9 protein-coding genes, 1 rRNA gene and 1 pseudogene are annotated in these 14712 nt (G+C 44.4%); 7 read left to right on the top strand and 4 right to left on the bottom strand.

The window, feature by feature from the left end; genetic code table 11:
* Window positions 1–198 precede the first annotated feature (198 nt).
* Together QUA50_RS12420 and QUA50_RS12415 are read left to right on the top strand one after the other, a co-directional pair.
* Window positions 199–1344 carry an iron-containing alcohol dehydrogenase family protein gene (locus tag QUA50_RS12420; protein WP_333264604.1) on the top strand — a complete coding sequence of 382 codons (1146 nt, stop codon included), beginning with the start codon at window positions 199–201 and terminating at the stop codon, window positions 1342–1344.
* 99 nt (window positions 1345–1443) lie between these two features.
* Entirely contained in the window at window positions 1444–2628 is a 1185-nt protein-coding gene (locus QUA50_RS12415; RefSeq protein WP_333264605.1) for an aspartate aminotransferase, read from the top strand.
* A 153-nt stretch (window positions 2629–2781) separates the two neighbouring features.
* Here QUA50_RS12415 and QUA50_RS12410 read toward each other — a convergent pair whose 3' ends face one another.
* Complete coding sequence (locus QUA50_RS12410) at window positions 2782–3927, bottom strand: hypothetical protein (protein WP_333264640.1); 1146 nt, start codon at window positions 3925–3927, stop codon at window positions 2782–2784.
* A 2187-nt stretch (window positions 3928–6114) separates the two neighbouring features.
* Between QUA50_RS12410 and QUA50_RS12405 the strand changes: the two genes are divergently transcribed.
* Window positions 6115–7149, top strand: coding sequence for a glycosyltransferase family 2 protein (locus tag QUA50_RS12405; protein WP_333264606.1), 1035 nt, complete (start codon window positions 6115–6117; stop codon window positions 7147–7149).
* 679 nt (window positions 7150–7828) lie between these two features.
* Window positions 7829–8908: pseudogene (locus QUA50_RS12400) on the top strand (IS630 family transposase).
* Between the two features lie 181 nt (window positions 8909–9089).
* On the opposite strand, the gene rrf reads toward QUA50_RS12400, so the two are convergent.
* From rrf to sufR, 3 genes are all read right to left on the bottom strand, one after another.
* Window positions 9090–9206: ribosomal RNA gene (rrf, locus tag QUA50_RS12395) — 5S ribosomal RNA — on the bottom strand.
* A gap of 208 nt (window positions 9207–9414) precedes the next feature.
* Window positions 9415–9822: a hypothetical protein gene (locus tag QUA50_RS12390; protein ID WP_333264607.1), complete on the bottom strand. Its 408-nt coding sequence runs from the start codon at window positions 9820–9822 to the stop codon at window positions 9415–9417.
* A gap of 107 nt (window positions 9823–9929) precedes the next feature.
* A complete protein-coding gene (gene sufR, locus QUA50_RS12385; RefSeq protein WP_333264608.1) occupies window positions 9930–10637 on the bottom strand; it encodes an iron-sulfur cluster biosynthesis transcriptional regulator SufR in 708 nt (235 codons plus the stop codon).
* Window positions 10638–10824: 187 nt separating this feature from the next.
* Between sufR and sufB the strand changes: the two genes are divergently transcribed.
* The 3 genes from sufB (at window position 10825) to sufD (ending at window position 14669) form a co-directional block, all read left to right on the top strand.
* Complete coding sequence (gene sufB / locus QUA50_RS12380; RefSeq protein WP_333264609.1) at window positions 10825–12264, top strand: Fe-S cluster assembly protein SufB; 1440 nt, start codon at window positions 10825–10827, stop codon at window positions 12262–12264.
* Between the two features lie 282 nt (window positions 12265–12546).
* Window positions 12547–13338, top strand: a complete 792-nt coding sequence (gene sufC, locus QUA50_RS12375; protein WP_333264610.1) for a Fe-S cluster assembly ATPase SufC — start codon at window positions 12547–12549, stop codon at window positions 13336–13338.
* Window positions 13335–14669: a Fe-S cluster assembly protein SufD gene (gene sufD / locus QUA50_RS12370; protein ID WP_333264611.1), complete on the top strand. Its 1335-nt coding sequence runs from the start codon at window positions 13335–13337 to the stop codon at window positions 14667–14669. Before sufC ends, sufD begins: the two co-directional genes overlap by 4 nt.
* Window positions 14670–14712 lie beyond the last annotated feature (43 nt).

Here is a 14712-nt window from a genome sequence, read left to right as displayed (position 1 = left end):
TATCCTTTAAATTGCCTATATTCCTAAATTTATCATAGCGATCGCCCCTCAACTGGGTTCTCCCATCCCCCAACCCGCACAATACTTAATAAAAACTTTACAAAAGTTACCATGTCGCCCAACATGGGTTAGAGTTATCCTAGAAAATCCAGCAATCCTGCAAAGCGTCAACCTTCTCGTCACTTATCCAGTGGTTCGATGACTCAAACCCAAAGCACTAAAACCGCCACCCCAACTGCAATTTATTCCTTGACAATTGCTCCCGCCTGTGTATTGCGAGGTCGATCGGCGATCGCACAAGCCGGAGATGCGATCGCCCGTTTCGGAAAGCGGCCGCTAATCGTCGGCGGCAGCAACTCCCTCGCCGCCGCCCAACCCTACCTGCAACCAATCCTCGAACAGCAGCAGTTAAAATCCGCCGAAACAGCATACGGCAAGGATTGCAGCGAAACCAGCCTCGAAACCCTGCGCGAAGCAGCCCAAACCCATGAAGCCGATTTCATCATCGGTGTCGGCGGCGGCAAAGCCTTAGACGCAGCCAAACTCGTCGCCCATCAGTGCAAAATTGCGATCGTCACAATACCGACATCAGCAGCCACCTGTGCGGCTTGGACAGCCCTTTCTAACATTTATTCAGAACAAGGTGCATTCCAATACGATGTCACATTAGCCAGATGTCCCGACTTATTAATACTCGACTACGGCTTAATTCAAACCGCACCGCAGCGGACATTAGTAGCAGGAATTGGAGATGCGATCGCCAAATGGTACGAAGCATCAGTCAGCAGCGGACACTCCGAACAAACCCTGATAATTTCCGCCGTCCAACAAGCTAGAATACTGCGCGATATATTATTCCAAAAATCAGCCGCCGCCCTCAAAGAACCCGGTAGCGAAACCTGGCAAGAAGTCACAGATGCAGCCGTATTGCTAGCAGGAGTAATCGGCGGAATTGGCGGCGCCCAATGCCGCACCGTCGCCGCCCACGCCGTCCACAACGGCCTAACTCATCTATTAGCAAGTCACGGCACATTGCACGGCGAAAAAGTCGCCTACGGCATTTTAGTGCAACTGCGGCTGGAAGAAATGCTGCAAAACAATCAACTCGCCGCTAGCGCCAGACAGCAACTGCTAAAATTCTACGCCGAGATAGGATTACCCCAAACTTTAGATAGTCTGGGACTCGGAGACATTACCATAGCAGAATTGCAGCGCGCCGCCGACATAGCCTGCAATCCCAATTCCGACATCCACCGACTGCCTTTTAAAGTTGTTCCCCAACAATTAATGGCAGCGATGGTTTCTACCACCGCACCTGTGGGAGAATTAAAGATTAAGAATTAAAACAGTTTGTAGTAAGGACTAAAGTCCCCAAAAGGCTGTGCTAGCAAGGACGAAAGTCCTTACTACAAACCAGGAAAACTGACAACTGACACAAAATAAATGACCTTGGATTGGATTAGCCCTGCTGACAGGTTGCAAAAACTACCGCCCTACGTATTTGCCCGTCTCGACGAACTCAAAGCCCGCGCCCGCGAACAAGGACTCGATTTAATAGACTTAGGAATGGGAAACCCCGACGGTGCCACTCCTCAACCAGTAGTAGAAGCCGCTGTCGCAGCCATCCAAAATACTGCCAATCACGGCTATCCACCCTTTGAAGGAACTGCCAGTTTCCGCCGTACTATTACTAAATGGTACAGCCGCCGCTACAACGTTGAACTCGATTCAGAAAGCGAAGCATTGCCTCTGTTAGGTTCTAAAGAAGGTTTAGCACATTTTGCGATCGCCTACATAAATCCCGGCGACTTAATATTAGTACCAAGTCCTGCTTATCCCGTCTTATTTCGCGGGCCAATAATCGCCGGTGCAAAAGTTCACAACATCATTCTCAAACCAGAAAACGACTGGGTAATTGACTTAGCCGACATTCCCGACAGCGTAGCCGAACAAGCCAAAATACTCTACTTTAATTATCCCAGCAATCCGACTGGAGCAACTGCACCCCGCGAATTTTACAAAGATATTGTTGCTTTCGCACACAAACATCAAATTTTGCTGGTTCACGATTTGTGTTATGCGGAATTAGCCTTTGACGGCTATCAACCGACAAGTTTATTAGAAATTCCCGGCGGGAAAGAAATCGGTGTCGAATTTCACACGATGTCCAAAACCTACAATATGGCCGGCTGGCGAGTCGGTTTTGTAGTAGGAAATAGCAAAATTATTCAGGGTTTGCGGACATTAAAAACTAACCTAGATTACGGTATATTTTCCGCTTTGCAAACAGCAGCAGAAACAGCACTGCAATTGCCGGATAGTTACTTGGACGAAGTGCAGAATCGTTACAGGACTCGCCGGGATTTCATGGTGGAAGGATTGGCAGAATTAGGGTGGAATATTCCTAAACCTCTGGCTGCAATGTATCTTTGGGTTCCCTGCACTCCGGGCATGAGTTCGACTGATTTTGCCCTGAATGTTTTGCAGCAAACGGGTGTTGTGGTGACTCCCGGCAATGCTTTTGGGCCGGGCGGCGAAGGATATGTGAGAATTAGTTTAATTGCAGATTGCGATCGCCTGGGAGAAGCATTGCGGCGCTTGAAACAAGCAAACATTCGATATCAATAGTCATTAGTCATTAGTCAGTTGTTAGTTGTTAGTTGTTATTGGTTATTTGTGGGTTGTTAGTTGTTATTGGTTATTTGTTATTTGTTGGCGATCGCAACCAATTATTAACTAGCAAGGACTAATGACTAATGACTGCTGACTGCTGACTGCTGACTATAACATTTGAATTTGCTCGATCGCCCAATCAAAAGTTTCCATAACTTGCTTCAGTGCAGATTCATCTTGCAAAGTAAACAAAGCCAGACTCGGCGACCTTCTCTCGCCCGGTTCTATAGGTAGCGACAGACCGATCGCACTCAGCTTACTTCTCAATTCCAGCCAATTATGTTCCGCATTAAACGGCGGCTGAGAACCGTAATTATCAGCAGAAATCTCCATTCTGCCAGCAATATCTACAGTGAATAACTGATAGGGTTTTCTTCCCCTTTGAAGCAATTGAGCCGCGAAACCGCCGTAAGCGTCCCCCGTTCCCCAGTGGATTTGAACTTCGGGTTCTTGACTTTTTGCCCAAAGGTAAATTGCTTTTGCCATTTGCGCCTCGTCCGCGCCCCGTCTAGCTTTGATTTCCGCAAAAAATGAAGATTCATCCCAGCGCCTTCTTTCGCGCGTTGCGCTGGATTTTTTCTGCTGTGCTTCCGCTGTCTGACCGATGACTCTGGGAACGAGCGTTTTCAAACCGTCTTCACTGACATACTGCTTAATTTCCAGGGCCAAAACTTCAACCGGGTCCATTTGTTCGTTGAGAAATTCCACAACTCGGCGCATTTCAGCGGAAATTTCGTCAGCTACAAACACTAAGCGAACTTTACCCGCTTGCAAATTAGTTTTAACCTTTTGCCAAAATCTTTCTTCATTAGCATTTGCGCCGAGAAACTCTTCAAAAATCTGTTCGGGATCGCGACCCCGATCGCGACAATTAGCTTCAAACAGAGCAATAATGGAATCGACAGGCCAGTAAACCAACGCATTAGCAGCATAGTCGATCGACTGACCCAAAACTTTTTGCCGCAGTTCGGCATTAGGAGTTCGCCGGACATCCACCAAAGTAGGAACGGCATTTTGGTCGAGAAACAAATGATCCAGCGACCACTGCACCGCTGTTTCCTCATCGCTGGCCACTGCTGCTTCCCGCGAAATTAACAGCCACCTGCGCGCCGTCGCCCGATCGATCTGGTCTCCCGCGATCAAATTGGGATAAGTTACTAGCAAGTCTTGTAACTGGTCTTCCGAGTCGTAGGGCTGTTCCATCATTTCTACCAGCCTGTCGTCGTCCTGAATCAGATAAATACCTCCAGCCATGCCAGCCCACCTACTCAATTTTAGATTTTAGATTTTAGATTTCAGGTTTAGTTATTAGTCTTCAGTCTTCAGTCCGCAGCCAATGATATCATGTCCGATCGATTAACCATAATATCCCCGTCGGGGCGGGTTTTTGAGACAGGGTAAACGCATCTTAACTTTCACCCAAAATATGCTACAATTAAATCCGACTAAATTTTTATGTAGTTGATTGTAGCTTATTGGTGCTATCAATGGCAAGAGGTTTTAGTAAAGCTGTAACTTCCCAACAAAAACAAACAGATTCATTGCCACCTTCAATGAATCTTTTAAATACCCTTTTTATATAGCATTTTTCCCAATCTAAAAATTCAAGAATAGAAAGAAGTAAAGAACACTTACTTAAAGATATTAGATCGACGATTGCGATTCTAGCTGTCCAGACGCGGTGCAGACGGATGGGTGGCAATAGAAGCCTAGCTAATGCCAAATATCAATGCTTAAAAAGCTTTCTATAATTACCGAATGGCATACCATCTCATGACACATTTAGTGGGCTATTTTTCAGAATTGAACCACAATAGTTTCAAGAATGTTTTTTGACTTGGGTAAATGCCAGAGTCGGGGAATTAGAACTAAACGCGATCGCCCTTCATTGATGGCGAAACAATGAAACAATATTATGACCTAAATGACCAGCAAAAAGCGATATATATACTTACAACCTAGCCTTCATCTCATCAATTGGTTTTACAAAAAAAAAGATAAAAAATATAAGGAAATGACCGATAATTTATTGATGGTATCCGCCACGTGATTTATCCGTGGAATCAATCCAATATCTAAAATTTCAAATCCTCAAGCCCGCGAATTTATCCGTGAGTAAATCTAAAATATAAAAGCGAATGACAGCGATTCCGGAATTAATAGAAAGGTTATAAATTGCCGGAAGTGTAATAACTATAGATGGTCTGCTGTTATCAAAAAAATATAATATCTCTGATTTTTAAGAAACAAAAAGATATTATTTTAGCTTTCAAAGGCTATCAACAACTTCTATACCAAGCCGTGAAAGAGTGGTTTGAAGTAGCTCGATAAGCAGATTATTTAGGAAAAAAGTATGATTATTATGAACGTGAACAAGTAGAAGCAGGACATCATCGAGTGGAAAAAAACAAGTCTATACTGTGGATGTATCCGAGTTACCAGCCCTGCACAATCAAGCATTATGGACGAAATTAAAAACAGTTGTCATGATAGTTAGTGAACAAAAGTTGTAGAATAAAACCACCACATAAGCTCGTTTTTACGAGTAGTTTCAGCAGTAATGCTGAGACAATTGCTGGGGCAATCCGCAGTCACTGGGGCATTAAAAATAGCTTATATTGGACGCTTGATGTTACATTGTGTGAATATAAAAGCTGGATTCGGAAACAGAACTATCCCGAAAATTTTGCACTTCAATCGGAGTCTAGCCATAAATATACTGCAACAAGAAAAAACTTGTGGCACAAAGTTTAAAAATTAAACGCTATCGAGCGGGAATGGATAATGATTGATTTCAAATTTTAAACTTTGCCAGCTAACGCTCAAAATATAACACCCATCTCTTGTGAAATTTATTCGGATTTTTAAAACTTATAAACTCTTAAAGTGTTGATTTGATCTGCTTCACAGGGGTTGAATTTAATAATTTTCCGAATGTTTTTTTAGTTATTTAGTAATGCAAAAGCTCACTTTTTTGTAAAAAAGTTAGATGAACTTACCATATTTTAAGTATAATTTTTATGACGATTTGTGTAAAATTTAAACTTATTCAATAATCACACCAATACCTGTAAGTGAATATATAATTGCTTTTACGTCCTCTAATTTTTAGATTTTATATTTAATTTTTATAAAAACTATGAATTGTTTGAAATACTAGGCTCTGTAAAGCCGGAATTAACAACCGAATCAACAAGTTGATGAAGCGGCAAACTTATGGATTAGTCAACTTTGATAACTTTCTGGCGAGGCTATTAGCTTGCTTTTCTGATTAGTTTTGCCGATGGTGTTGACTCCAGAAGAATTGAATAAGCTAGAGGCAGTCTAACACCGAAAAGCGTAGCTCCATAGAAGTTACAATATAAAGATATTGTGAACTTACCTTGAGTGTCGCTAAAATATTAAAATAACAGCTCGCGAGTGGAATTTAAGAGGTAAGACTTGAAACAAGTTGGATTAGTGGCGATCGGACGCAATGAAGGGCCGCGCCTGCGCCAGTGCCTAGTATCGGTCACAGACAAAGTTGCCCGCGTCGTGTATGTCGATTCCGGATCGACAGACGGTAGCCTAGAGTTAGCCCGATCGATCGGAGCCGATACAGTAGAACTAAACTTATCTATACCGTTTACTGCAGCACGCGCCAGAAACGAAGGCTTTGCTCGCTTGCTGAAACTATCACCAGACATCGAATTTGTCCAATTTGTAGACGGCGACTGCGAATTGGTTGACGGATGGATCGAACTCGCCCAGCAAGAACTCACAGCCAAACCCGACGTAGCCGTGGTGTGCGGGCGCCGGCGCGAAAGATTTCCCAACGCCACAGCATACAACCGACTCTGCGACATCGAGTGGGACACGCCTGTCGGCGAAGCCAAAGCCTGCGGCGGCGACTCAATGATGCGCGTCGCGGCGTTCGAGCAAGTCGGCGGTTTCAACCCTGCACTCATTGCTGGCGAAGAACCGGAACTCTGCGTGCGGCTGCGTCAAAACGGCTGGAAAATCGAGCGCTTAGATGCAGAAATGACCCTGCACGACGCCCAAATGACAAGTTTTACCCAGTGGTGGAAACGTTCTCAAAGAGCCGGTCACGCCTACGCCGAGGGTTCCTGGCTGCACGGAAACACCCCCGATCGCCACTGGGTCAAAGAGACCACCAGCATATGGTTCTGGGGATTCGTTCTGCCTGTGCTAGCATTGGGCACAGCCTGGTTCACCCACGGGTGGAGCCTGTGGTTGCTCGCCGGCTACCCGATACTTACCTACCGAATTTACCGCCGGATGCTGCAGCGGAATTTGTCAGCCAAGGATTCTGGTCTTTATGCTATATCTTGTGCGATCGGGAGATTTCCCCAATTGCAAGGTCAGATTCAGTTTCATCAGCGTCGCTTGCTAGGACAGCGCAGCAACTTGATCGAATACAAGAGATCAAGCCCATCAATGGAGCAAGTTAGAATTAGTGCTAAGTCTACTAAGTAGGTTAGCCACCATCAACTTAACAGGTTTTTTCTGGAACGTACTTCTCCCCTGTAATTCCGAGTCCTGTGTAGAGGCGGGTTTTCTCCCCAACCTCTACACCCGACACCGGAACCTCAAAAAACCTGCAACCGATCGAGTAATTTCTTCAAAACTAAACTTACAAAGATCGATTTATAAACAAAGGTATCCAACCAATGAACAACCAAAAATTAAAAATTTTATTAATTGTAGAGCAGTACAACCCCGATGCGGAATCTGTACCTTTGTTAGGGTAAGCTGTTCTGCATCTAAATCGTATTTTTTGTGCGGGCTATAAGCCCAACCCCTACTCCCCACAAGAACTTTATCAAATTTTAGTTCACAGTTTAAATGTGCAACAGCTTAGAAAATTTTCCCAGCAATTAGCAAACTGACCGATGTAACTCTTGTTACCCACGAAAGAAATAAAACTCCCCTCTCAAAGTTAAAAGGTAGTTGCTCAACCCCCTTGACAAGAAGACGAGATAGACATTAGATAAAGGAATAGAGAAACTTTCCCACTTAAAACAACTATCGAACGAGGCAAAAGAAGCCTTGATAAGCTGCTAAGCTGTTGTGCCTTTAAATAGGGTATAATAAAAAATGAGTTTAGTCAATTTATACAAAAATGCCAGCTAAAAACTATCTCAATCCCTAACAAATAGAGAAACTACAAAAAGCCTTAAGAGAGGAAGAAAAAGCAAATATTAGAGACATAATTCTGATTTTATTATTGCTCAATGACGGAAAAATACAATCTAAAATCGCTGATTTTTTGGGTTGTTCAGTCAATAAAGTATCTTATTGGTGTATGAAGGGAGACCCCGACAATTTAGAAAGTCTAATAGATGAGAGAATGAAGGGAAATCATAAAAATGCCACAGATAAATATATAGAGATATTATTAGAAATCATTAAAAAATACCCTCAAGAATTAGGATATGATTTTGGACAATGGACAGCGCAGAGATTAGCAACATACTTAGAGCAATCCACAGGAATAAAATTAATTGGAGGACAAGTTCGGAGGATATTAAAGAAAAAAAAGTATGTTTACATCTGGGCTAAGTATAGCCTAGAGTCCAAGAGAAATCCTGAAAAAAAAACAGCATTTAAAATAAAGATAGCCGAATATTTAAAAATAGAAAAATCAACGCCAGAACGATTACAGGTATGGTTTTGGGACGAGAGTGGATTTAGTTTAAAAGTCACCAGAAGAAAGAACTGGTGTAAAAAACGCAGCCGAAAAAAGGTCAGAGGAGACCGAATGAAAGGCAGAGTTAATGTAATGGGAGGAGTGAGAAAATTTGCTAAAAAAATATGGATAGAGTTCCTAAAGAAAGGCAATTCATATAATTTTAATCAATTGCTCAAACTGTTTTATGAATAGCTAATTAATGAATGGGTATCAGCAGGTAATCAAGCCTCATAATTTGCTGAAAAAAAAGCTAAAATAGTGATTATTCTGGATAATGCTAGTTTTCACAAGAAACAAGAGTACCTAAAAATAATTGAAACAGAAATGCCTAACCTTTATTCAGAATTCCTCCCCGAATACAGCCCCGACTATAACTTAATTGAATTAGTATGGCATTCGGCAAAAGAATATATTGCCAATCGACTTTTTACATCTATTGAAGAGCTAGATTATTTATTGCACCGCCTCTTAAATGAAGGGCAATTAATAATTAAATGGGGTCGCAAAATCAAAAATAAGGGTAATGCTTGTATCACAGTTTAAATGTGCAACAGCTTACCAAGTTCTGATTTAATAACCTCTTTATTCTTTAGTCCGCGGAGGCGGACTTCGTTTGTTTAGTAGCGGTTTCAAGCGCCAAGCCATAAAGAGAATGACTAATAACTCACCAAAAAACTAAAGCCCTTTTCCTTTGTTGCGGGAAAAGAGCTTTAATTTATGATTAACCTGGCACTGAGCTATTTTACCGGGCAGTGACCCGCCGAGTATCTTCGCCATAGCAACGTTTAACAACCGAGTTCGGGATGGATCGGAGTGGTTCCATTACATCATAAGCACCAGGAAAGCTTTGAAAACTTTTAATCCTGTGTCTGCGTTTAGCTTTATCTTAAGCTTGATGCGCTGCATCTCTTTCGCTCGACTTAATTACCTTATCAAGTTTTCCCTAGTCTGTCAACCCCAAAGTCAAAACTTTTTTTCCCTCGCCCGAAACTGCCCCCAATCGCCGAGTTTGACGTATTATTTGCCAGTGGGGTCGATCGACCTTTAGCTCACAAATCCAAAAACGCCGCATCGACACCCTGTTCTCTGCGAATCTTCCCGTCCTTCACAAACCACGCCACGACCTGCTTAACTGTTAATTGTTCGATCGGGCTTTCAGCTTCTGTCGCAATTTGCCTCAACGGCCGCAAAGACGCAATTACCAAATTCGTAAAAAAGTTTTCAAAACTAGCATCAAGTTCGATCGACCCTTTAATACTCTCATCATTCTTAATCCAATCCATCACCTGTCCATTTGTCACCTGGGCCACCGGCTTCCCAGTCTCCCCAGCAATTTGGTTGAGCACCCTCAAAGCATAAATTGCCACCCGCGCCGAAAACTTTTCCTTCGACGACAGCAGCGCCATATCAACTTCGGCACACTCTTCGGGCTTTAAAAAATCTGCTAGCGGTTCCATATATTAAAAATTGGTAATTGCTAATCGGTAATCGGTAATTGGTAATCCCTGACATCCGCGACATCCCTTACACTCATCCGTTGTCGAACTTCCATGCGTGACATCCCTTAAATCCCGTACATTGCCTGTTGCCGAACTTCTTCCTTCCTTCTGGCAATCAAATAACCGCAGCGGTGTTCCCCATCAATAATCCAGTGAGTTCGCTCCACAATACAATCCGGCAAAACCGCCGCAAACATTTCCAACTCATTACCGCAGACACTCGGAAAAGTTTCAGCAACATTAGAAATCGCGCAGTTGTGTTCCATCAACACAAATCGATCGCCCGATCGGGCGCGATCGCACATCCCAACCTCTACAGATTCTACAGGATAACACTCAGCCATATAACCTTCAGCCCTGCGGAGTTCCATTAACTTAGTCACCCTCTCTTGCAGCGAACCCGCACCCACCAGCCGCCGATACTCCGTCGCCTTGCGCTGCCACTGTTTTCGCAGGATAGTAATCACTTGCTCGCGGCCGACGGTTTCCGCCAAAGTATCCAAGAAAGAGACAGCAAAATCACCGTAACGATTCGGGAATCGATCGCGCCCCAAACTGGTAAGCTCATAAATGTGCTGCGGCCGCCCCATCCCAGCCTGAACCGACTGATACTGAATCAGCCCCTCCCCTTCCAAATCCTTCAAGTGACGGCGAATCGCCTGCGGACTGATATCCAAAGACTCCGCCAACTCAATAGCCGTCCCCTGCCCCCCCTTGAGCAAATATTGCAGGATGTCTTGTTTCGTGGAAGTCTGCTGAGTAGTCTCCATCATCTTCACAAAAAATTATTAATTTGACTTTGACAATATCACTGTTGTTAATGTAGCTTAAAATATACTAAAGCAACAAATCTGTTGTTTAACTTCCTTGCAGCAGCCCCCAGAACTCGCCGGGCCCCCGACAGTTCCGCGTCTGCCATCTTTGAGAGACATATCCAGAACACTCGAAAGCGCAAAATTAATGAGCTCTACAGTCACAACCCTAGTCAACCAGCCGTATAAATACGGTTTCGTCACCGACATCGAGTCAGACACCATCCCCCGCGGCTTAAGCGAAGATGTAGTCCGCCTGATTTCATCCAAGAAAAACGAACCGGAATTCATGCTGCAATTCCGCCTCAAAGCATACCGCAAGTGGCTGACAATGACCGAGCCCACCTGGCCCCACGTCAACTATCCCGCGATCGACTACCAAAAAATTATCTACTATTCCGCGCCCAAACAAAAGCCCAAAAAGCTCAACAGTTTGGACGAAGTAGACCCGACACTCCTAGAAACCTTCGAGAAACTCGGCATTCCCCTCTCCGAACAAAAACGGCTCGGAAATGTCGCCGTCGATGCAGTTTTCGACAGCGTTTCAATTGCCACAACATTTAGAGAAAAGTTAGCCAAAGATGGCGTTATTTTCTGTTCCATCTCAGAAGCCGTCAAAGATTATCCCGAACTAATAGAAAAATATCTCGGCAGCGTCGTACCAGTCGGCGACAACTTTTTCGCAGCCCTCAACTCCGCCGTATTCAGCGACGGTTCCTTTGTTTACATTCCCAAAGGCGTCAAATGCCCGATGGAATTGTCCACCTATTTCCGCATCAACAACGGAGATTCCGGCCAGTTCGAGCGCACCCTAATTGTTGCAGAAGAAAACAGTTCTGTGTCTTACCTAGAAGGCTGCACCGCGCCGATGTTTGACACCAATCAACTGCACGCCGCCGTAGTGGAATTGGTAACAATGGACAATGCCGATATCAAATACTCCACAGTGCAAAACTGGTACGCCGGCGACGCCAACGGCAAAGGCGGCATTTACAACTTCGTGACGAAACGGGGTTTGTGTCAAGGAGTCAATTCTAAGATTTCTTGGACACAAGTAGAAACCGGTTCCGCGATTACTTGGAAATATCCCAGTTGCGTCTTAGTCGGCGACAACTCGGTGGGCGAATTCTACTCAGTAGCGCTGACAAATAACAAACAGCAAGCTGACACCGGCACAAAAATGATCCACATTGGTAAAAATACTCGCAGCACGATTATTTCTAAGGGAATTTCTGCCGGAAATTCATCCAACAGCTATCGCGGCTTGGTGAAAATGGGGCCGAACGCTAAAGGCTCTCGCAATTACTCTCAGTGCGATTCGATGCTGATTGGCGACAACGCTCAAGCCAATACTTTCCCTTACATTCAAGTGCAGAACCACACTGCTAAAGTGGAACACGAAGCTTCTACTTCTAAGATAGGGGAAGAGCAATTGTTCTTCTTCGCACAGCGGGGAATTTCCGCAGAAAATGCTATTTCGATGATGATTAGCGGTTTCTGTAAAGATGTTTTCAATCAGTTACCGATGGAATTTGCGGCGGAAGCTGACAAGTTGTTGAGTCTGAAACTGGAAGGAAGTGTCGGATAATTTTTGTGGGCGAGAAACCCTTCCAGGCCGAGTTCATCGGGGACAACTTAATCCCACCGTCCGCCAGGGAATGAATTCCCTGGCTAATAGCTAAAGTCCTCTCAAGAGGACTAATGAGTTTAAAAGTTTTCTTCTCAGTCCTCATAGCGAGGACTTAAGCTCTGAGACAGGGAATTCATTCCCTGGCGGACTATCGGTTTAACGTTAAATTGTCACCAATGGGTACAGGCTAGGAACGAGAAAAAAAACTGTAAAGTGCATTGAGGAAAAGGACAAAAATAGATGATTGTAGAAAATAGTCAAGTGGTGCTATCCGTCCGCGATTTAACTGCAAATGTGGAAGATACCCAAATCCTGAAGGGTTTGAACCTAGAAATTAAATCGGGTGAAATTCACGCGATTATGGGCCCGAACGGTTCGGGAAAAAGCACTTTATCCAAGATATTAGCCGGCCATCCTGCTTATACGGTAACGGGCGGAGAAGTTACTTTTATGGGTCAAAATTTGCTGGCATTAGCGCCGGAAGAACGCTCTTTAGCTGGCGTGTTCCTAGCTTTCCAATATCCTTTAGAAATTCCCGGCGTTAGCAATCTGGATTTTTTGCGCGTGGCTTACAATTCTCACCGCAAACATCGGGGCTTGGAAGAATTGGATGCTTTTGATTTCCAAGATTTAATCGAGGACAAGCTGGATATTGTCAAGATGAATGATTCTTTTTTAGGGCGCAGCGTTAATGAGGGTTTTTCCGGTGGCGAGAAAAAGCGGAATGAAATTTTGCAAATGGCGCTGTTGGAACCGAAATTAGCTATTTTGGACGAAACTGATTCTGGTTTGGATATCGATGCTCTCAAGATTGTCGCCGGCGGTGTGAATCAGTTGTCAACTGCTGAAAATTCGATGTTGGTGATTACTCACTATCAGCGGTTGCTGAATTACATTATTCCTGATTTTATTCACGTCATGGAAGCCGGCCGAATTATCTTGACTGGCCCGAAAGAGTTGGCCCTGGAATTGGAAGAGCGCGGTTATGACTGGGTTGTGGAAGAGGAAGCAGCAGGAGTAGGCGCGCGATGATGAATACGCAAGTTGCTACTAGAGAAATGTTTTTGGCTGGTTTGGTGAATCAGTGCGAAAAGTTGGGCGCTGCTCATCTCAAAAGTTCTGTTTACGGGTTGGATGATTTGCGCGACATTGCGGCTCAATACGTACTTTCTTCTCATTTTCCGACTGTGAAGGATGAAGAATGGCGTTTTACTGATTTGTCGCCGCTGTTGCAAATTCCGTCGCATTTACCGGAAAGCAATCAGCCAGAAATTAAGCTGTCTGATATTACGATGCCGGTGAAAGATAAGGCGGATTTACCATTAAGATTGGTCTTTGTCAATGGTTTTTACGCGCCGCATTTATCAACGGTGAATTTGCCGAATTTGCCGATCGACTTTTACGCAGGTAATCTATCTAATGTACCCGAAAAATATCAAGGGCGCATCAGCGATGTTTTGAGCAAGCACAGACAGCAAACCGAGGTGTTTACCGCGCTGAATATGGCGGGTTTGGTCGATTCTGCGGTGGTGTTCGTGCCGGCCAATATGTCTCTTGAACTTCCGATTCACTTGCTGTTCCTGACAGCGCCCGGTGCATCTGGCACGATGTCCCAGCCGCACTGCTCGGTCATAGCTGAGCCTGGAAGCAATGTCACGGTGGTTGAGGATTACGCAACTATCGGTAATGTCGCTGCATTTACGAATGCTGTAACGGATGTTGTTGTCGGCGAAAATGCCACTGTGAATCACGTTCGGCTGCAGCGGGAAGGTGGGGAGGTTGTTCATATCGGCAAAAGTGCGATCGAACAATCTCGCAATAGCCGTTATACTTGTCATGCTATCAGCTTGGGAGGCAAAATATCGCGGCACAATTTAGAAGTATTTCAGCGCGGCGAAGCCACTGAAACAACTCTAAATGGTTTAAGCGTAGCCTTTGGGGAACAGTTATCTGACACTCACAGTGTAATCGATTTCAATCACCCTCACGGTACAAGTCGCCAACTTCACAAGTGCATTGTTGGCAACAAAGCACGTGCTGTATTTAACGGCAAAGTTTTCGTTCGCAAAGCCGCACAATTGACAGATGCCGGACAGTTGAGCCGAAACTTGTTGCTGTCGCCGAGAGCTCGCGTAGATACCAAACCGCAGTTAGAAATTGTCGCCGACAACGTTAAATGTTCCCACGGTGCAACTGTCAGCCAATTAGAAGATGATGAACTTTTCTACTTGCAAAGTCGCGGTTTGGATTTAGAAAGAAGCCGCTATTTACTGATAGATGCTTTTGCGGCGGAAATGCTCAATCTGTTGCCAATTGCAGGTGTGGCAAAAATGCTTTCTACCTGTGTGGCTATTCAAGGATAAAGGAATCAGCAACAGGCTAGAAGCCTGTTCCACAAACATCAAT

It is taken from the genome of Microcoleus sp. M2_D5, assembly GCF_036701935.1.
Lineage (GTDB): Bacteria > Cyanobacteriota > Cyanobacteriia > Cyanobacteriales > Microcoleaceae > Microcoleus.
The sequence above is the reverse complement of the archived record's forward strand: the minus strand, read 5'-3'. Positions and strand labels throughout refer to the sequence as shown.

Bases quoted from the DNA above. Each gene is read 5' to 3' on its own strand.
- QUA50_RS12410 (WP_333264640.1), bottom strand. From the start codon at position 3,927: ATGGCTGGAGGTATTTATCTGATTCAGGACGACGACAGGCTGGTAGAA.
- sufR (WP_333264608.1), bottom strand. From the start codon at position 10,637: ATGATGGAGACTACTCAGCAGACTTCCACGAAACAAGACATCCTGCAA.
- QUA50_RS12390 (WP_333264607.1), bottom strand. From the start codon at position 9,822: ATGGAACCGCTAGCAGATTTTTTAAAGCCCGAAGAGTGTGCCGAAGTT.
- sufC (WP_333264610.1), top strand. From the start codon at position 12,547: ATGATTGTAGAAAATAGTCAAGTGGTGCTATCCGTCCGCGATTTAACT.
- QUA50_RS12420 (WP_333264604.1), top strand. From the start codon at position 199: ATGACTCAAACCCAAAGCACTAAAACCGCCACCCCAACTGCAATTTAT.
- sufD (WP_333264611.1), top strand. From the start codon at position 13,335: ATGATGAATACGCAAGTTGCTACTAGAGAAATGTTTTTGGCTGGTTTG.
- sufB (WP_333264609.1), top strand. From the start codon at position 10,825: ATGAGCTCTACAGTCACAACCCTAGTCAACCAGCCGTATAAATACGGT.
- QUA50_RS12415 (WP_333264605.1), top strand. From the start codon at position 1,444: ATGACCTTGGATTGGATTAGCCCTGCTGACAGGTTGCAAAAACTACCG.